The sequence below is a fragment of the Streptomyces sp. NPDC086766 genome, from assembly GCF_044746005.1.
Taxonomy (GTDB): Bacteria; Actinomycetota; Actinomycetes; order Streptomycetales; family Streptomycetaceae; genus Streptomyces.
Genome location: NZ_JBIVBI010000012.1, coordinates 158381 through 176503, shown reverse-complemented (window position 1 = coordinate 176503; position 18123 = coordinate 158381). Strand labels below are relative to the sequence as shown.

The window sequence follows — 18123 nt, the reverse complement described above, 5'->3', positions numbered from 1 at the left end:
CCGAACCGTAGGCTTGCCCCCATGGGTGCCGTGAAGACCAAGCGGATGCCGCGGGCCGTGCGGGAACAGCAGATGCTGGACGCCGCCGTCCGGACCTTCGGCCGGCGCGGCTACATGGCCGCCTCGATGGACGAGATCGCCGAACTCGCCGGTGTCTCCAAGCCGTTGGTGTACCTGTACCTGAACTCCAAGGAAGACCTCTTCACCGCGTGCATCCGCCGCGAGGCCGCCGCGCTGACCGAGGCGGTGCGCGCCGGGGCGCGTCCCGGGCTGCCCGCCGACCGCCAACTCTGGGAAGGGCTGTGCGCGTTCTTCACGCACACCGCGCGCCATCCGGACGGCTGGGCGGTGCTGCACCTGCAGGCCCGTACGCACGGTGAGCCTTTCGCGGCCGAGGTCGCCGCGATGCGCGCGGAGATGGTCGCGTTCGTCACGCAGCTGATCGTCGTCGCCGCCCGTGAGGCGCACCGCGATCCGGACCTGCCCGAGCGGGAGGTCGCCGGTCTCGCCGAGGCCCTCGTCGGCGCCGCCGAGTCCCTCGCCGACTGGGCCAACGCCACCCCGGGCGTCACCGCCCGCCAGGCGGCGGCCACCCTGATGAACTTCGCCTGGGCCGGCCTGGGCAGCCTCATGCGGGGCCGCCCCTGGACCCCGCCGGCCGCCCCCGCGGCCGGGAGCGCGGAGGGGGAGGTCACCGGGCCGCGGGACGCACCTCGCCCGTGAGGTGCACCCGGCCGCCGTCCGCGGAACGCAGTTCGAAGCGGCCGTCGCGGTCCGCGGCGTAGGAGACGGTGGCGGGCAGCAGCACCGGCGCCCTGAACTCCGCGCGGACCAGGGCGGCCTGCGGTGTGCCGTGGGCGGCGACGCAGCGGGCCACGGTCCACATGCCGTGCGCGATGGCCCGGGGGAAGCCGAACAGGCGGGAGGTCAGCGCGGACAGGTGGATGGGGTTGCGGTCCCCGGACGCGGCGCCGTACCGCCGTCCGACGTCCGCCGCGATCCGCCACTCGGCGACGGCGGGCAGCGGCACACGCTCGTCGCGGGGCGGCTCGGCCGCGGGGCCGTCGGTCCGGTGGCGCGCCAGATAGGTGCTCGTCGACTCCCACACCACGTCCCCGCCCGAGCGCACCTCGGTCACGACGGTGGCCTCGGTGCCGCGTCGGTGCGGGGCCAACCCGGCCACGTGCACGGCCAGTTCGTAGGTGCCGGTCGCGGTCAGGCCGGTGTGCCGGGTGACGGCGAAGGACGTGTGCACCAGCCCGAGCAGCGGCAGCGGGAAGTCCCGGCCGCTCATCAGGCGCATGGCCAAGGGGAAGCCGAGCACGTGCGGATAGGTGATCGGGAGGGCGTCGTCGCCGGTGGCGAAGCCGCACACCCGCTCGTAGGCGGCGAGCCGCGCGAGGTCCACGCGGACGGCGGGCAGCACCAGCGGGGCCCGGGGGAAGGGCGCGTCGGGCCGGGGCCGCTTGCCGGGGGAGCGCAGGGCGCCGCGGGCGAGCAGGGGCGCCAGGGCGGGGGAGCGGGTGAGGACGACCGGAGCCGGGTCGCCCGCGCGTGAGAGGGTCATGGTCAGGCCCCCAGCAGACTCTGGCCGCAGACCCGGACCACCTGGCCGTTGACCGCGCCGGAGGCCGGGTGGGCGAGCCAGGCCGTCGTCTCGGCGACGTCGACGGGCAGGCCGCCCTGGGCCAGGGAGTTCATGCGGCGGCCCGCCTCGCGGAGGAGCAGGGGGACCGCGGCGGTCATCTTCGTCTCGATGAAGCCCGGCGCCACCGCGTTGACCGTCACCCCGTGCTCGGTCAGCGCGCGGGGCGCGAGGGAGCGGACCAGGCCGGCGACGCCCGCCTTGCTCGCGCCGTAGTTGGTCTGGCCCGCGTTCCCGGCGAGGCCCGCGATCGAGGCGGTGGCGACGATCCGGCCGCCGGGCCGCAGCGTGCCCGCGCCCAGCAGTGCGTCGGTGGTGCGCAGCACGCTCGCCAGGTTGACCTCCAGCACCGAACTCCAGCGTTCGGCGGGCATGTTGACCAGGCGGCGGTCCCGGGTGACGCCCGCGTTGTGGATCAGGACGTCCAGACCGCCGGGCAGCGCGGCGGCGATCCGCTCGCCCGCGTCCGAGGCCGTGATGTCGAGGGCGAGCGCGGTGCCGCCGAGCCGCTCGGCGACCTTCCGGGCGTCCTCCTCGGCCGCCGGCACGTCCAGTACGACGATCCGGGCGCCGTCGCGGGCCAGCCTCTCGGCGACCGCCGCGCCGATGCCGCGGGCGGCGCCGGTGACGAGGGCGGTGCGTCCGGACAGCGGGGTGTCCCAGTCGCCGGGGGCGGTGACCTCGTGCGCGTCGACGTGGACGACCTGGCCGCTGACGTAGGCGGACCCGGGGGAGAGCAGGAAGCGCAGGGTGGACTCGGCGGCGGCCGCGTCGGTGAGCCGTACGAGGTTCACCGTCCTGCCCCGGCCGATCTCCTTGCCCAGCGAGCGCACGAAGCCCTCCAGCGCCTGCTGCGCGGCCGCCTGGTGGTGGTCGGCCGGGTCGAGCGGGGCGCCCAGCACCACCACGCGGCCGCTCGCCGCGACCGACCGCACGACGGGGTGGAGGGCGGCGTGCACCTCGCCGAGCGCGTCGATGTCCCGGACCCCGGTCGCGTCCAGGACGACCGCGGCGGGTTCCCGGTCTCCCGGGGCGAGTCCGGTGCGGTCCAGGACCGGGGCGAGGTCCAGGTCCGACGTGCCCGCGGTGAGCCGGAGCAAGGGGCCGTCCAGGGAGGGCTGTCGTGCCGACCAGCGCTTCAGGGCGGCGGGCTGGGGCAGACCCAGCCGGCGGGTCAGGAAGCGGCCGGGCGCGGTGCCGGTGAAGCTCAGATAGCGGTCGGCCATGGGGTGTCTCCCGATCGGCTCACTTTTGCTTACTCTGGAGTAAGGTTACCGCCGGTAAGTCTATGTCACGGAGGAGGAGCAGGTCGAGATGAACCCCCTTGAGCCCCCGCGGGCCCGCCGGGTCGCCGTCCTCGGCGGCGCGCGCATCCCCTTCGCCCGCTCCGACGGCCCCTACGCCACCGCCTCCGACCAGGAGATGCTCACCGCGGCTTTGGACGGCCTCGTCGAGCGGTACGGCCTCCAGGGTCCGGGCGAGGTGGGCGAGTTCGTCGCCGGAGCCGTCCTCAAGCACAGCCGCGACTTCAACCTCGCCCGCGAGACGGTCCTCGGCTCCCGGCTCGACGCCCGCACCCCCGCGTACGACGTCCAGCAGGCCTGCGGCACCGGCCTCCAGGCCGTCGTCGCCGCCGCCAACAAGATCGCCCTCGGCCAGACCGAGTCCGCGATCGCCGGCGGCGCGGACACGGCGAGCGACGCCCCACTGGGCGTGAACGACGCCCTGCGCCGCATCCTGCTCCAGGCCCGCCGGGCGACGACCCTGACCGGCCGCCTCAAGGCCCTCTGCCGGGTGCGCCCGTCCCACCTCGTCCCCGACATCCCCCGCAACGCCGAGCCGCGCACCGGACTCTCGATGGGCGAGCACGCGGCCGTCACCGCCCGCGCCTGGGGCATCACCCGCGAGGCCCAGGACGAACTGGCCGCGGCCAGTCACCACAGGCTCGCCGCGGCCTACGAACGGGGCTTCTTCCAGGACCTGGTGGTGCCCTTCCGGGGCCTGGACCGCGACCAGAACCTGCGCCCCGGCTCCACGGTCGAGCGACTTGCCGCCCTCAAGCCGGTGTTCGGGCTCGCCGGGCCGAACCCGACCATGACGGCGGGCAATTCGACACCGCTGACCGACGGCGCGGCGACCGTGCTGCTGGCCTCCGAGGAGTGGGCGGCGCGACGGGGCCTGGAACCGCTCGCGTACCTGACGGCATACGAGACGGCGGCCGTGGACTTCGTCAACGGCGACGTGGCGGACGGCGAGGACGGGCTGCTGATGGCGCCCGCCCACGCCGTCCCGCGAATGCTGGAGCGCACCGGGCTGGGCATCGAGGACTTCGACCTGGTCGAGATCCACGAGGCGTTCGCGTCCCAGGTGCTGGCGACCCTGGCGGCCTGGGAGAAGCGCGGCCTGGCCCCGGTGGACCGCGCCCGGCTGAACACGGCCGGGTCCTCGCTGGCCACCGGCCACCCCTTCGCCGCCACCGGCGCCCGGATCGTGGCGACCCTGGCCCGGCTGCTCGCCGAGCGCGGCGGCCCGGGGCGCGGGCTGATCTCGGTCTGCGCGGCGGGCGGACAGGGCGTGACGGCGATCCTGGAGCGTGCCTGAGACGCCACCGGGGGAACGGGGCCCGCAGGTCCCGCGGCCGTGCCCCGCCGGAGAGCGAAGACTGCACAGCCCCGGCTCCGGACCAACTCGGGTCCCTCTCCGAACCCGCACGGCCTCCCCACAGGCGAGCCGTACGATCGCGCTTCTGACCGGCGGTAACACCCCTGTCGGACGCCGCAGTTGACGGCGCCGGGCGCCACGGTGAACGACTCCGTACGTCCAGCACGTACCTCATGCGGCACAGCGGTGCGCAGCCGCTGCCGCCGCAGTCCCCAGGAGCTGCCATGCCCATCTCGTACTCGTCCCCCTCCTCCGTGCCGCCGGCCGTGCCGGAGTTCGACTACGACCCCGACGGCGGGCCGGTGCTGACCGCGCCGTTCACGCGCCGGCTGGACGGCGAGGTGCGGGAGGCCTATGTGCCCCCGCTGGTGCGGGCGGTGACCCACGGTTCGCTGGCCGACCTGCCGTTCGAGAACGCGGCCGCCGAACCCGGCAAGCCGGTGCTCAGCCGGCGCGGCCCGGACGGCGGCTGGACGGACGTGACGGCGGCTCAGTTCGCCCACCAGGTCCAGGCGGTGGCGAAGGGACTGATCGCGGGCGGCCTGATGCCGGGCGACCGGATCGCGGTCATGTCCCGTACGCGGTACGAGTGGACGCTCCTCGACTTCGCCGCGTGGGCCGCCGGCCTGGTCACCGTCCCCGTCTACCCCACCTCCTCGCTCTTTCAGACCCGCTGGATCCTCCAGGACTCCGGCGCCGTGGCCCTGATCACCGAGACGACGGCCGAGGCGGCCGCGCTCGGTCCCGAACGGCAGCACCTCTTCGGCCTGCGGCACCTCTGGGCCATCGAAGCCGGCCACGTGGACCAGCTGGCCGAGGCGGGCGCGGGAGTCCACGACCAGGAGATCGACGTACGCCGGGGCGTCCTCGGCCCCGACACCCTGGCTACCCTGATCTACACCTCCGGCACCACCGGCCGCCCGAAGGGCTGCGCGCTGACCCACGGCAACTTCCTCGCCGAGGTCGACAACGCGGTCGAGCTGCTCCACCCGGTCTTCCGGGCGAAGACGAAGGAAGAGCCCTCGACGCTGCTCTTCCTGCCGCTCTCCCACGTCTTCGGCCGCATGGTGGCGGTCGCCTGCGTGCGCGCCCGGGTCCGCCTCGGCCACGCGCCGAGCCTGCAGGCCGAGGACCTGCTGGCCGACCTGGCGAGCTTCAGGCCGTCGTTCCTGCTCGCCATCCCGTACATGCTGGAGAAGATCTACAACAACGCGCGGGCGACCGCCGAGCGCGCCGGCCGGGCCTCCTCCTTCGACCGCGCGGCGGAGGTGGCCCGCCGCTTCGGCGAGGCGACGGAGGCCCGCCAGCACGGCCAGGGCCCGGGCCCGACCCGCGCCCTGAAGACCGCGCGAGCCTTCTACGACCCGCTGGTCTACCGCCGTATCCGCAACGCCCTGGGCGGCCGCCTGCGCCACGTCATCTGCGGCGGCTCCCCGCTCGGCCGCCGCCTCGGCGCGTTCTTCGCCGGGGCGGGCGTCGAGATCTACGAGGGCTACGGCCTGACCGAGACGACCGGCGCGGCCACGGTGACGCCCCCGCAGAGACCGCGACTGGGCACGGTGGGCTGGCCGCTGCCGGGCACGAGGGTGCGCATCGCGGCGGACGGCGAGGTGCTCCTCTCCGGGGGCCAGGTCCTGCGCGGCTACTGGGACCCGAACGCGGGCGGGGTGGTGCCGGCCACCCAGGACGGCTGGTTCCCGACCGGCGACATCGGCCGCCTCGACGACGAGGGCTATCTGACGATCACGGGCCGGAAGAAGGAGATCCTGATCACGGCGGGCGGCAAGAACGTGGCGCCGGCCCCGCTGGAGAACTGGCTCCGCTCCCACCCCCTGGTCTCCCAGTGCATGGTCCTCGGCGACGGCCGCCCCTACGTCTCCGCCCTGATCACCCTGGACCCCGAGGGCATCACGCACTGGCGCCAGATGCACGGCAAGCACCCGGTGCCCGCCGAGTTCCTCGTCGACGACGCCGATCTGGCCGCGGTGCTCCAGCGGGCGGTGGACGAGGCGAACAAGCTGGTCTCCCGCCCGGAGTCGATCCGCCGCTTCGCCGTCCTTCCCGTCGAGTTCACCGAGGAGGCCGGCCACCTGACCCCGTCCATGAAGCTCCGCCGCGAGGCGATCATGCGGGACTTCGCACGCGAGGTGGAGCGTCTGTACGGCAGGTGACCCGGAGCGGCCGGTCCCGGCCCGACCGCGGCCTCTCGAAGCGCGGCCCCGGCCTGGCCGTCGGCGCGTCGCGGAAGTGGTCGGCTCAGCCGTCCGCCACGGTGTCGCAGAACTCACGGGTCACGGTCGGAAGGCCGCGGTCGGTGATGGCGCCGGACCCTACCGGCGGCCGCCCACGACAGGGCCTCGCCGGACGCGCCGGACGGAGACCGGTGGGCCGTTCGGAACGCCGTCCGGCGGACGCGAGGAGTTCGCCGGGAATTCACCCGCCCACGGGCCGGGCGGGGGAAGCGGGCGGGAAAAGGCAGGAGCCCCGTCGCCGGAAGGCGCGGAGCTCCTTGGGTACTGCAATCAGAATGGTTACTGCGCGTCGACCGCTCAGACCGGGGTGACGTTCTCCGCCTGCGGGCCCTTCGGACCCTGGGTCACGTCAAAGCTCACCTGCTGGTTCTCTTCGAGGGAACGGAAGCCGGTCGCGTTGATCGCGGAGTAGTGGACGAAGACGTCGGGGCCGCCGCCTTCCTGGGCGATGAAACCAAAGCCCTTTTCGGCGTTGAACCACTTCACGGTTCCGGTAGCCATAAGCCCTCCTTGGGCTCAAAGGGTCGCCCTGCTCCAGAACCTGCAAGTGATAACGGCACGGCCGCACAACTGCATGCGTCTGAAAACGATCAGAGCCCGCGGTTACATGCTCCGCAGGCTCTGTACTGCAAGGGAAACCAAACTGCAACTTGCTGGTGAGCCTAGCATGAGGGCAGCCGAATGCAATAGAGGTCAAGATCACGTCACCCGGACGTTTGAAGGCCCTGGTGAGAGGTTGACGCAAAGGGTTGCTGGGGGTCCGCGTCGGAGCCCGCCGGGCAGGGTCTAGCCTCACGATGTGGACAATTCTCGCACCCGGCCGCGCGTCGGGCACATCCAGTTCCTGAACTGCCTGCCCCTGTACTGGGGGCTCGCGAGAACCGGCACCCTCCTCGACTTCGAGCTCACCAAGGACACCCCGGAGAAGCTCAGCGAGCAGCTGGTGCGAGGAGACCTCGACATCGGCCCCGTCACCCTGGTGGAGTTCCTCAAGAACGCCGACGACCTGGTCGCCTTCCCCGACATCGCCGTCGGCTGCGACGGCCCGGTGATGTCCTGCGTGATCGTCTCCCAGGTCCCGCTGGACCGGCTGGACGGCGCCCGGGTCGCCCTCGGCTCGACCTCACGCACCTCCGTGCGCCTCGCCCAGCTGCTGCTGGCCGAGCGGTACGGCGTGACCCCGGACTACTACACCTGCCCGCCCGACCTGAGCCTGATGATGCAGGAGGCGGAGGCCGCGGTGCTCATCGGGGACGCCGCCCTGCGCGCCAACCTGCTCGACGGGCCCCGCTACGGCCTTCAGGTGCACGACCTGGGCGCCCTGTGGAAGGAGTGGACCGGGCTGCCGTTCGTGTTCGCGGTGTGGGCGGCGCGCCGGGACTACCTCGACCGCGAGCCGGTCATCACCCGCAAGGTCCACGAGGCCTTCCTCGCCTCCCGCAACCTCTCCCTGGAGGAGGTCGGCAAGGTCGCCGAGCAGGCGGCCCGCTGGGAGGCCTTCGACGAGCAGGTCCTGGAGCGGTACTTCACCACCCTCGACTTCAGCTTCGGCGGCCCGCAGCTCGCGGCGGTCCGCGAGTTCGCCCGGCGTGTCGGGGCGACCACCGGGTTCCCGGCGGACGTGAAGGTGGACCTGCTCCGCCCACTTCACCCATAAGGACGCGGCCGGCCGGCTGACGGGGGACAGCGGTCGTACTGGCGTACGAACCTCCCGCCCCCTCGGACGTCGGCCTCGGCGTCACCCTGCTGGAGCAGGCGTGAGGCGGGTAGGCGGGTCACGGGGACGCAGCCGCGGGGGCGGAGGACCCGGCGGCCGGCTCGCCGGAATCGGCGTTCGGCTTGAGAAGTCTGACGAGCAGGGCGACGAGGAGCGCGCCCACGGCCAGCGTCGTGACCAGCCCGACCGCCCAGACGAACGGGTAGTGCGCGTGGACCCAGCACCCGCCGCCCCGCGCGTAGCAGCCGGCGTCCCAGTCGCGCCGGTGCTTCGGGCGCGTGGTGCTGCCGATCACGATCCCGAACACCCAGCACGCGGCCAGTCCCGGCAGCGCGGCGGCTACCCATCCCAGCGAACGCGCCTTGCTCTCCCGCCAGTTCGTGCGAACCAACGCGGCGATCACCGAACCCAGGGCGACCGGCACCAGGGCTCCGACGGTCGCGGCGAACGCGTAGCCGCCACCCGGCCAGGCGGGAGCGAGGCCGCCCCAGATGTCCCTGCCGTAGGCCCTCGTCATCATGACCATCGGCAGGAGCAACGCGGTGAAGCCCAGAACGACCAGGCACGCGAAGAGGCAGGAGGCACCCCGCTCCTTCTTGCGCGGCGCGGCGGGCCGGCCCTTTCCGTGCTCGTAGCGCAGCGCCGCCGCGGCCGCCTTCCTCCGCTTCGGCTTCGCCGATCCCCCGCCCATGGCCGCCTGCCTCCACCCTTCCGCCTGCCGTCCGGGTCCGCGCCGGCCGTCGTCCTGCCACCGGTCCGCGCCGGTCATCGTCCTGCCACTCGGTCCACGCCGGTCCACGCCGGCCGGCGCCCTGCCACTCCGTCCACGCCGGCCGTCGCCCTGCCGTCGGCTCTACGCCGGTGTCGTGACCGTCATGTGCTCCCCGGTACCCAGGTGCAGCATCCCCCTGCCCGGTGTGACCGCGCCGCCGACCATGCTCCGCGTCGTACGGATGCCGATCAGCTCGCCCGCGGAGGAGTCCTGCGGCGACAGCAGGATGCCCCGGCGGGCCTTCTTCGCGTCGACCTGCCAGCCGGAGAAGCCGTCGCAGATCTCCTCCTCGTCACCGGCGATGACGAGCGCCAGGCCCTCCTCGGCCCCGCGCTGGACGATCCGCTTGAACACGTCCTCGGCGTCGCAGTCGTCCAGCACCTCGGCGTCGTCGACCAGGACGGCCACCGGCCGGTCGGGGGAGGCGGACCGGACGGCCTCCTCCAGCTCGTCCTCGTCGACGTCCCGGCCCGTGAAGACCTTCAACACACCTTCCTGGCCCTCCAGTTCGCGCAGCGGGGACTGGCGCGGCGCGGCCACGACCAGGCGGACGCCCTGGGCGAGGTAGGAGCGGGCGAAGTTCAACAGCACCGTGCTGCGGCCGGACTTCGCCGGGCCGCCGATCACGAACGCGGGTACTCCCTCGGCCAGGTCGGGTCCGAAAGCGGTCAGTTCGTCGCCGCCGACGCCCACCAGGGCCCACAGCGGGGACGCTGCGGCGGCCGTGTCGCGCATCGCCCAGGCGTCCGCGAAGGAGATCCGGCTCGGCAGGACGTCCACCCGGAACGGCCGCCGCGCACGCGGCACGTCCGCGTCCCGGGCCGCCGCCGCGTCGCCGATCGCCATGAGCGCGGCGGCCTGGCCCTGACCGGTGGTGTCCTCGCAGAGCAGCGCGAACTGCGTCTCCGCGGCGGTCTCGTTGCGGAACGCCCGCCCCGGCGGGATCTCCTCGGGCACCTTGCGGGCGTTGATGTCCAGCATCGAGAAGTCGCTGCGGTCCGCGAGGCGCAGGCCGTACTTGTCCTCGGTCAGGGAGGAGATCCGGCCCGCGAGGACCTGCCGGTCACCGGTGATCACGACGTGCAGGCCCACGCTCGCGCCCTCGCGCATCATCGCGAAGAGCTGGTCGGTCAGGTCGCCGTGGTCGTACTCGCCCAGCGTGGGCAGCCAGCCCTCCCAGCGGTCGAGCAGCAGCACGATGTGCGGCAGCCGCTCGTCCTCGGCGACCGCGGCCCGCTGCTCGCCGATGTCCGCGAAGCCCTTCTCGGCCAACAGGTCCTGGCGGCGGCCGAGTTCGCCCGAGAGCCGGGTGAACAGCCGGACGACCCGCTCCACCTGGTTGCGCCCGACGACCGCACCGCAGTGCGGCAGCCGGGTCAGCGCGTTCAGCGCGCCGTTGCCGCAGTCGACGCCGTACAGGTGCACGTCGGCGCACGAGTGGGTGCGCGCCAGCGAACCGGCGACGGTGCGCAGCAGCTGCGAGCGGCCGGTGCGCGGGGCGCCGGCGACGAGGAGGTGCCCGAAGGTCGCGAAGTCGACGGCGACCGGCCGGCGGGCCTGCTCGGCGGGCAGGTCCTCGAGGCCGTACGGAGCGGCGGGCAGCGCGCCCTGGGCCCGCACGGCCGGGATCTCGTCCAGCAGCAGGGTCTCCTCCAGCGCGGGCAGCCAGGGGGAGTGCTGGGCGGGGATGCCGAGCGCCCGGTCGGCCTCGCGGACGGCGTCCACCAGCACCTTCAGGTCGGTGATCTCGTCGTCCTCGCGCGCCTCCGACTTGGGCTTGTGCAGCGCCCCGCGTCCCAGGTCCTGCCAGGCGAGCTGTCCCGCCCAGGGCGCCAGCGTCTGCGGGTCGGCCGCGCCCGGCCGCCGCCCGCCGACCCGGCCGGACTGGAACGGGATCAGGGAGGCGTGCCCCAGACGGACGTACGCCCGGCCCGGAGTGCTCTTGGAGATGTGCCCGGCCTCGGGGGCGTCGATGACGTCGGTCGACTCGCCCGCGTCGGTCACGCGCAGCGCGATGCGCAGGTTGGTGTTGGCGCGGATCTCCGGCGAGACGACACCGCTCGGGCGCTGGGTGGCCAGCAGCAGGTGGATGCCGAGGGAACGGCCGCGCTGCGCGATGTTGACCAGTCCGGTGACGAAGTCGGGCAGGTCGCGGACCATGGACGCGAACTCGTCGATGACGATGAGCAGTCGGGGCACCGGCGCGTGCGACGGATCCCGGCGCACCAGGTCCTGGTAGTCCTCGATGTCCTTGGCGTCGGCGGCCGCGAGGATGTGCTCGCGCCGCTTCAGCTCGGCGCCCAGCGACTCCAGGGCGCGCTCGACGAGATGCGCGTCGAGGTCGGTGACCATGCCGACGGTGTGCGGCAGCTTCACACAGTCCTTGAACGCGGACCCGCCCTTGTAGTCGACGAGCACGAAGGTCATGTTCTCGGGCGTGTTGGCCACCGCGAGGGCCGCCACGATGGTCTGGAGCAGCTCCGACTTTCCGGAACCGGTCGTACCCGCGATCAGGCCGTGCGGGCCGTCCCTGCGGATGTCGATGCCGAAGGGACCGTCGTAGGACTCGCCGATGACGGCCATGGTGGACTGCCCGCCCATGCGCCAGCGCGCGGCGATCGCGTCCCGCGTCGGCGGCTCGAGCTGGAGCACGTCCAGCAGACGGCTGGCGGCGGGCAGCGCGGAGTCCTCGGTCTCGCCGCTGATGTCGCGCAGCGGGGACAGCGCCCGGGCCAGCCTGGCGCACCACGCGGGGGAGACGAAGTCGGGCCGTACGTCGGTCCTGCGCCGGGCGCCGCTCTGCTCCACCCGCAGCCGCAGTTCGAGTGCGCGCTCCCGGGACTCGTACGCGGTCTGCTCGGCGGTGTGGTGCCAGGCCTGGAAGGACGGGAACCCGCCGGCGGCGGCCGGCTGCGCGGCGGCCGGCGCGGGCGTCGCGCCGCCGTCCGCGCGCCGCGGCTCGGCCACGACGACGGCCTGGCACTCGCCGGGCAGGAACCGCTCCTCCTCGTCCAGGCAGATCGCGTGGATGGCGACCGCGGGGCCCTCGCGCAGCAGCTTCACGACCCCCGGCATCGAGCGCAGCCGGCGCGAGCCGTCCCAGACGACGACGATGTCCGGGTCCGAGAACGCGGGGCCGTCTCCGTTGCGCCCGCTCTCCCGCAACGCCTTCTGGCGTGCCGTCAGGATCTGGGTCAGCTCACCGACGCGGGCGCCGACCGTCTCGGAGTCCGTCCCGATGAGGACGTTGACGTCCTGGCCGCCGGAGGGCCGCGCGTGCGGCAGCCAGCGCACCCAGTCCCACCGCTGGTGGGCGTCGTTCTCGGTGAGGACGTAGAACTGCACGTCCATGGGGCTGTGCAGCACGGCCGTCTGCGCGACCGCCCACCGCCCGAGGGCCTGCGCGGAGTCGTCCGGCCCCGCTATGCCGACGACCCCGAGGTCCTTCAGCGGCAGCGCGACGGGGGAGTCCTCCAGGGACCAGGTGACCTGCCGCTTGTGGTCGTCCTGCTCCGGGTCGCTCAGGACGACCTCGGAGGGGACACGGCCGGTGCCGACGCGGAGCAGGAGGTGGTCGGCGTCGGTGCGCCGGCGCTCCCACAGCCGGGTGCGCGGGCCGGTGCCGAAGGCCAGCACGGCGGCCGGATCGGGCATCGCCTGCCGCCGGTCGGCGCGTTCGGCGCCGAGGGCGTCCTCCGCGTCCTGCTCGATCCGCGCCTTGTGCTCCCTGTACTCCTTGAGCTGCTTGGCGTGCGACTTGCGGCCGTGCTTCTTGTCCATGAAGTAGTTGCCGAACAGCATGATCGGGCTCATCACGGCCATGATCAGGTAGTACCAGCGGCCGAAGACCACCACCGAGACCACCGCGCCGACCAGCGGGAACAGCGCCATCAGCCACGGCAGCGGCCGTGCCTCGTACTCGCCGGGCGGGGAGGGCAGCGCGAACTCGGTCCGGCGCTCGGCCGGTCGCAGCCGCGGCGGCCGGTTGTAGTCGAGGCCGGCGCCGTCCTCCGACCACTTCAGGGCCGCGTTCGGCGCGGTGTAAGCGGCGATCTCCAGCAGGCTGTTGCCGAGGGCGAGCTGCGCGCCGAGCGGCCAGGAGCCCCCGTCGAACTCCTCGCCGTCGAGCCGGGGGAGCCGGGGTTCCGTGTCACCGCCCTTTGCACCTTTGCTGTTTGCGCCGTCCTTGCGCCCCTTGTTGCTCTTGCCGTCCTTGCGGTCCTTGCCGCTCTTGTCGTCCATCACGCCGGATCCGCCGGTCCGGGCACCGCCCGACGGCTCCCCGTGCAGGGTCACCTCGCAGGTGCCGTCGATGGATATCGACAACGTGGCCGCGCGCTCGGCGAGTTCGGGATCGTCGATGCGCAGGTGCGCGGCCGGTCCGCTGCCGATGTCGTACCGGCCCACGCCGAGCCGGTGCACCGACCCGGCCCCCGGACCGCCGGCCACGCGGAACTCCACGACACCGGTCGGCTCGCCGAGGACGCAGCCCGCCGGGTCGTGCAGGCTGACGACGGCACCCTCCCGCAGCGGCGAACCGACCACGGTCGCCGCGGGATCGAGGGGATAGCCGTCGACGTAGGCCTGGGGTGTGCCGCCGGGGCTCCGCTGGCCGCCGATGGGGATGATCCGCGCGCCCTCGGCCGCGGCGACCTGCCGCGCCAGCTCCCGGGTGATGTCACCGACCGTCGACTCCGGATCGGCGTCGAGCACCACGTCGGCGCCGCCCCCGCCGAGCGGGTCGACGACGGTCAGACTCAGGCGCACGTTCGTCCTCCTCGTGGGGCTGAGGCCGTCCCCGGAACGCTGAACACAGTCGAAGTGACCTTAGCCGCCGCGCTCTTGGAGCGGACAACGGGATGCGCGGGGCTGTGCCGGCTTTCACGGTCCTGTTGCCTGACGTCCCTGTCATCCCACCAGCCCCACCCGTAAGATCTTTGCTCATGCGGACGGCCGGTGGGCGACCGGACGACCGGACGACCGGGTCGGCCGTGCGACGCAAGCCACGGGGGCAGGCCCTGCGGCGTACGAAAACGGGAGGGAGCCGTCATGGCCGGCAAGGGCAAAGACACGGACCTTACTTATGCCGAGATGGAGAAGACCGCCAGCGATCTTCTCAAGGACATGCACGACCTGGAGACCCAGATCCACTCGGTCGAGAAGCGGGTCAAGAAGCTGGTCGAGGACGGCTTCACCACGCAGAAGGCGTCCGGCGCCTACGAGGACTCCATGCGCGAGTTCGCCAAGGGCGCGGTCAAGACCATCCACGGCCTCCACGGCCTCTCCGAGTTCCTGAAGAAGGCCAAGCAGGCCTACGAGGACCTGGACGACCAGCTGGCGCGGGGCGTCAAGGGCAGCTGAGGTCGCTCTGCAGGACCTCATCCCGGTGCAACGGAGCACGCATCGTATTGCTCCGTTGCACCGCTGTTTCGCCGACGAAGAGTTGGCTGTCCAGCAGAACTGCAACAGCGCACACGGGGGTGTCGTGGGCGGCGAAGCCGATCACACCCGGCTCGACCTTGACGTGATCAGGGGCATGGGGACGGGGCTCAGCACTATCAAGAAGGCCTTCGACGGTCTGGAGAAACTCGGCGACAAGTACGAGGACGACTTCGGTGACGGCGATCTCGCCGAGAAGTTCGGGGACTTCGCGAGCAACTGGGAAATCAGCCGCGAGAAGCTGACCGGAGAGGTCGACGCGCTCGCGCAGATCGCGAAAGCGGCCGCGAAGGCGTACGAGGACATCGACCACCAGTTGGCCGAGGCGATTCGTGGTGCCCAGGACCCGAAAAAGGGGAGGAAGTAGCCCATGGCGGGACGGCCGCGCGACTGGCATCCGATCGCGGACAGCGACCCCGTACCCGGCGACCCGGATCGCATGGCGGCCCTGGGCAAGCAGCTGCGCAAGACGGCGGACGAGCTTGAACGGCAGATCCGCAACCTCAAAGCGGTTGCCGAGGTCGACGCCTGGGACAGCAAGGCCGGCAAGGAGTTCCGCGAGAAGGCCAAGGGGAACGTCAAGAAGCTCGAGGCGGCTTGCAAGCGGTACGACACGGCTGCCACAGCCATCGGATCCGAGGTCGTCGAGGAGGGGGGCGGCTACCGGGACAAACTGCATGCCCGCCCGCGGAACTATGCCTCGGACCTGAACCGCGCGCAGGAGATCGCCGACGCCGCACTGAAGGACGCGAAGGACGCCGAGGAGCGGAAGGGAGCCGCGCAGAAGAGCCTCGACGGCCTGTCGAGCCGGGACAAGAAGGACCACTCCGGCAAGAACCGCGAGGACTTCGAGGCGGAACGCGACGCGGCCGGGGACGATGTCAGCGCGGCCCGTGAGAAGATCAACGAAGCGAAGAAGATCCGCGACGTCGCTGCCAAGCGGGCTCGGGATTCCATCGAAGCCGTCATCAATCACGACTCCCTGAAGGACGGCTTCTGGGACACGCTGGTCAAAGAGATCGCGGACATCACCTCGTTCATCGCGACGTGGTGTGGGATTCTTTCTCTCGTCGTCGGTTGGATTCCGGTCATCGGGCAGGCTCTGGCCGGCGTCCTGGGCGCTATCGCCATGATCGCCACGCTGATCAACTTCATTGCGACCTTCGTTCAAGTCCTCCAGGGAAACGCGGAGTGGCTGGACCTGGGTCTGGCCGCCCTCGGCTTTGTCATGATGGGCGTCGGCAAGGGGTTCTCGAAGATCGCGGGCAAGTTCGCCAAGGGGGCCCTCGGTCGCCTGGGCAGGGCCGGAGTCGCCCGAACGGCTCGGCAGGTGAGCCGGGCGAACAAGAATCTGCGCAGCCTTTCCGGAAAGCAGTTCAAGCTCGGCAAGGGAGACGTCTGGAAGTCGATGAAGGAGCCGTTCACCGAGCCCTTCTCGAAGAGCTCGTGGAGCGACAATCTCAAGACTCTCAAGCCGGGAAGCGGCAACTACAACCAGGCCTGGAGCGAGCTGCGCGGGCGTGGTGGCGGGAGTCTGCTCAAGGGTCTCCCCAAGTCGTTCTCCATGGCCGACCCCGGAGTTGCCTCCGACCTGAAATCCGTCAAATTGGGAACGGCGGCTCTGGGGGGACAGTTCGATGTGAACGCCCTGAACAAGATCTCCAGCACCGCCAGCCGGATGTCCGTCGTGGGGGCCGGGATTACGCTGGGCGGCCTGGGCCTGGACGGAAACCTCAACCCGCTCCTCGGCTGAGCCGACGGCCACGTCCCGCACGAAAGGAAACAGCATGAGCCCCTCGGACGACGCCGTCCCTCTGACCGAGACCTTCGAGTGCACTTTTGAGTTCCAGCCCGGTTGGGTCGACCTGACGCTGCAGGAGGGCACGCAGGCCGAAGCCAAAGCGCTGGCCACAGCGGTCGTCAACCATCTCAACCCCATGGCCCTGGAGATCGAGAAAAGCGCCGTATTCGACGACATGGTGGAACGGGCGGTCGACCTGAACGAGGACGTGCCCGTCCTCGCAGCCGCCTATTACTCGGAGGCGGGCGAGGCCCTCGCCAACCTGGTGGTCGATTCGTACGGTGATGAGGGTGTGCCGAGGCCCGGCCCCGACGAGGTCACTCCCTTGCTGCTGCAGTGGGCGAATGCGGAGGTCACGGGCGATCCACAGATCACCCGGCACGACCTGGCGGCGGGCCCGGCGGTGCGTGTCCAGGCCATGCTTCAGGTGAAGCGGCTGTTCGGCTTCGGCCGCAAGCTCACCGAGTTCGCCAAGTGGGCCGTATTTCCGACCGGCTTGCAGAGCCTCGTCGTGGTCACCGTGACCTGGGAGAAGATCGCCCTCACGGAGCAGATCACGGAGCTGGCCGACGAAGCCGTGCGAACTTTGCAGATCAACCGACTCCCCACCGGAGGATCGGAATGAAGACGGCGGATCAGTTCACCTCGCCGCCCCAGGACTACAACATCGTGGTTCCGGACGGCTGGTTCCAGCTCTCGCTGGACCCGGACGACCGCGACCGGGGCATTGTCGCCCTCGCCGACGTGACGTTCCGCGGTGTGGACAACGCCCCTCATCTCAAGCAGCAGTTCATGCGTGACCTCCAGCGCAGGGCGAAAGACGCCTATCGAGTGGGTGGCACCGAGCTGTACCTCTCCACGATGACGGTCGGCCCGGTGCCGCTGGCTTCCTCACTGCTCATCAGCGTTCCGGCCCCCGACGAATGGCCGCAGACATCGGATGCGGACGAGCTGGCCGAGCACCTGGCCGGGCAGGATCTCGGTGAGAACGGAGAACTGGGCGTCGTGGAACTGGAGGCGGCGGGCAAGGCGGTACGGCACCGCTGCCGTGAGGCCGCCGACCCCGATACGCAGATGGGCAACACCCTGCCGACCACCAACCTCACGTACTACGTTCCGATCCCCGCAACCACCCGATGGCTGCTGCTGAACTTTTCCACCCCGGTCGATCCCCTGGCGGACCGCATGGTGGAACTGTTCGACACCGTCGCCGGAACCCTGCACTGGGGATGACGGCGCCGGGGCCCGTCGCTGAACCCGGGACGAGCTCTGTCGCTTGGACGCAGCTCCTGGCGGGTCTTCAAGGGACCGTACAGCCAGGGTGTTGCGGAGATGCAGACGTGCGCTATGACGCCGCGCGTCGTCAAGGGTGCGGGAGCAGTCGTGGAGCGCGGGCCCGGACTGGACACGGGGTCTGTCAGTGCCGCCTGGCCGGGGTGTACTTGGCCAGGGTGACGCGCGTCGCGACGGTGACGCAGGCTCGCGTGAGTGAATCGTGCAGGCCTGGTGGTCACCTCGTGATGAACGCCTCAGTCGGCGCTGTTCCGCGCTGGAGGGCGTTCGCTGTCGGTGCGGTGGTGGATTCGCTTCCGCGCAGTGTCCTGGGGTATGTCGAGGGTGCGTACAACTGGGCGTAGAGATAGGCCAGTTGCAGACGTGTAACACCGTGCGCAAAGTGGTCCCTGAGGGCGGGCGCGCCTTGAGGGGGATATGCGCTGCTGATACGGTGCGATCGCTTGACACTCACCCGAGCCCTGGCTAATCGCCCAGGTCGGGCGGTACGCCCAAAGCACCCCGCATGTGCGGGACGGGGCGGAGTGTCCTGAATGCTGAGAG

The 18123-nt window shown here is 71.7% G+C and carries 14 protein-coding genes; 9 read left to right on the top strand and 5 right to left on the bottom strand.

Translation table 11 applies throughout. The features are described from left to right. Nucleotides 1–21: 21 nt before the first annotated feature. The gene (locus ACIPM1_RS22685; RefSeq protein WP_402437365.1) at nt 22–723 is read left to right on the top strand and encodes a TetR/AcrR family transcriptional regulator; all 702 of its coding nucleotides are present in this window, start codon (nt 22–24) and stop codon (nt 721–723) included. On the opposite strand, the gene ACIPM1_RS22680 is transcribed toward ACIPM1_RS22685, so the two are convergent. After that, the gene (locus ACIPM1_RS22680) at nt 692–1567 is read right to left on the bottom strand and encodes a MaoC family dehydratase (protein ID WP_402437363.1); all 876 of its coding nucleotides are present in this window, start codon (nt 1565–1567) and stop codon (nt 692–694) included. The genes ACIPM1_RS22685 and ACIPM1_RS22680 overlap by 32 nt on opposite strands. Before the next feature lie 2 nt (nt 1568–1569). Next, the gene (locus ACIPM1_RS22675) at nt 1570–2871 is read right to left on the bottom strand and encodes a 3-oxoacyl-ACP reductase (protein ID WP_402437361.1); all 1302 of its coding nucleotides are present in this window, start codon (nt 2869–2871) and stop codon (nt 1570–1572) included. An 88-nt stretch (nt 2872–2959) separates the two neighbouring features. Here ACIPM1_RS22675 and ACIPM1_RS22670 point away from each other — a divergent pair, with 88 nt between their 5' ends. Next, nucleotides 2960–4246, top strand: coding sequence for an acetyl-CoA C-acetyltransferase (locus ACIPM1_RS22670; protein WP_402437359.1), 1287 nt, complete (start codon nt 2960–2962; stop codon nt 4244–4246). A 284-nt stretch (nt 4247–4530) separates the two neighbouring features. After that, nucleotides 4531–6477, top strand: a complete 1947-nt coding sequence (locus tag ACIPM1_RS22665) for an AMP-dependent synthetase/ligase (protein WP_402437357.1) — start codon at nt 4531–4533, stop codon at nt 6475–6477. Nucleotides 6478–6855: 378 nt separating this feature from the next. Here the strand turns inward: ACIPM1_RS22665 and ACIPM1_RS22660 are convergent, their stop codons facing one another. Beyond that, entirely contained in the window at nt 6856–7059 is a 204-nt protein-coding gene (locus tag ACIPM1_RS22660; protein ID WP_004984723.1) for a cold-shock protein, read from the bottom strand. 298 nt (nt 7060–7357) lie between these two features. Here ACIPM1_RS22660 and ACIPM1_RS22655 point away from each other — a divergent pair, with 298 nt between their 5' ends. After that, a complete protein-coding gene (locus tag ACIPM1_RS22655; protein ID WP_356187449.1) occupies nt 7358–8215 on the top strand; it encodes a menaquinone biosynthesis protein in 858 nt (285 codons plus the stop codon). 118 nt (nt 8216–8333) lie between these two features. Here the strand turns inward: ACIPM1_RS22655 and ACIPM1_RS22650 are convergent, their stop codons facing one another. Together ACIPM1_RS22650 and ACIPM1_RS22645 are read right to left on the bottom strand one after the other, a co-directional pair. Beyond that, nucleotides 8334–8966: a hypothetical protein gene (locus ACIPM1_RS22650; protein WP_402437355.1), complete on the bottom strand. Its 633-nt coding sequence runs from the start codon at nt 8964–8966 to the stop codon at nt 8334–8336. A gap of 162 nt (nt 8967–9128) precedes the next feature. Next, a complete protein-coding gene (locus ACIPM1_RS22645; RefSeq protein WP_402437353.1) occupies nt 9129–13814 on the bottom strand; it encodes an FtsK/SpoIIIE domain-containing protein in 4686 nt (1561 codons plus the stop codon). A gap of 282 nt (nt 13815–14096) precedes the next feature. Between ACIPM1_RS22645 and ACIPM1_RS22640 the strand changes: the two genes are divergently transcribed. Genes ACIPM1_RS22640 through ACIPM1_RS22620 form a run of 5 tightly spaced genes read left to right on the top strand, consistent with a single transcriptional unit; the run spans nt 14097 to nt 17520 of the window. After that, nucleotides 14097–14408: a WXG100 family type VII secretion target gene (locus ACIPM1_RS22640; RefSeq protein WP_392190609.1), complete on the top strand. Its 312-nt coding sequence runs from the start codon at nt 14097–14099 to the stop codon at nt 14406–14408. A gap of 25 nt (nt 14409–14433) precedes the next feature. Continuing rightward, a complete protein-coding gene (locus tag ACIPM1_RS22635; RefSeq protein WP_402437350.1) occupies nt 14434–14853 on the top strand; it encodes a hypothetical protein in 420 nt (139 codons plus the stop codon). A gap of 3 nt (nt 14854–14856) precedes the next feature. Continuing rightward, the gene (locus ACIPM1_RS22630; protein ID WP_402437348.1) at nt 14857–16239 is read left to right on the top strand and encodes a hypothetical protein; all 1383 of its coding nucleotides are present in this window, start codon (nt 14857–14859) and stop codon (nt 16237–16239) included. A gap of 34 nt (nt 16240–16273) precedes the next feature. Then, complete coding sequence (locus ACIPM1_RS22625) at nt 16274–16912, top strand: hypothetical protein (RefSeq protein ID WP_402437346.1); 639 nt, start codon at nt 16274–16276, stop codon at nt 16910–16912. Next, on the top strand, nt 16909–17520 hold the full coding sequence (locus ACIPM1_RS22620; protein WP_402437344.1) for a hypothetical protein: 612 nt from the start codon (nt 16909–16911) through the stop codon (nt 17518–17520). Before ACIPM1_RS22625 ends, ACIPM1_RS22620 begins: the two co-directional genes overlap by 4 nt. Nucleotides 17521–18123: the final 603 nt, after the last annotated feature.

What these genes read in the sequence shown, in the direction of transcription:
- ACIPM1_RS22685 (WP_402437365.1), top strand. Translation starts at nt 22, where the DNA reads ATGGGTGCCGTGAAGACCAAGCGGATGCCGCGGGCCGTGCGGGAACAG.
- ACIPM1_RS22680 (WP_402437363.1), bottom strand. Translation starts at nt 1,567, where the DNA reads ATGACCCTCTCACGCGCGGGCGACCCGGCTCCGGTCGTCCTCACCCGC.
- ACIPM1_RS22675 (WP_402437361.1), bottom strand. Translation starts at nt 2,871, where the DNA reads ATGGCCGACCGCTATCTGAGCTTCACCGGCACCGCGCCCGGCCGCTTC.
- ACIPM1_RS22670 (WP_402437359.1), top strand. Translation starts at nt 2,960, where the DNA reads ATGAACCCCCTTGAGCCCCCGCGGGCCCGCCGGGTCGCCGTCCTCGGC.
- ACIPM1_RS22665 (WP_402437357.1), top strand. Translation starts at nt 4,531, where the DNA reads ATGCCCATCTCGTACTCGTCCCCCTCCTCCGTGCCGCCGGCCGTGCCG.
- ACIPM1_RS22660 (WP_004984723.1), bottom strand. Translation starts at nt 7,059, where the DNA reads ATGGCTACCGGAACCGTGAAGTGGTTCAACGCCGAAAAGGGCTTTGGT.
- ACIPM1_RS22650 (WP_402437355.1), bottom strand. Translation starts at nt 8,966, where the DNA reads ATGGGCGGGGGATCGGCGAAGCCGAAGCGGAGGAAGGCGGCCGCGGCG.
- ACIPM1_RS22640 (WP_392190609.1), top strand. Translation starts at nt 14,097, where the DNA reads ATGGCCGGCAAGGGCAAAGACACGGACCTTACTTATGCCGAGATGGAG.
- ACIPM1_RS22630 (WP_402437348.1), top strand. Translation starts at nt 14,857, where the DNA reads ATGGCGGGACGGCCGCGCGACTGGCATCCGATCGCGGACAGCGACCCC.
- ACIPM1_RS22625 (WP_402437346.1), top strand. Translation starts at nt 16,274, where the DNA reads ATGAGCCCCTCGGACGACGCCGTCCCTCTGACCGAGACCTTCGAGTGC.
- ACIPM1_RS22620 (WP_402437344.1), top strand. Translation starts at nt 16,909, where the DNA reads ATGAAGACGGCGGATCAGTTCACCTCGCCGCCCCAGGACTACAACATC.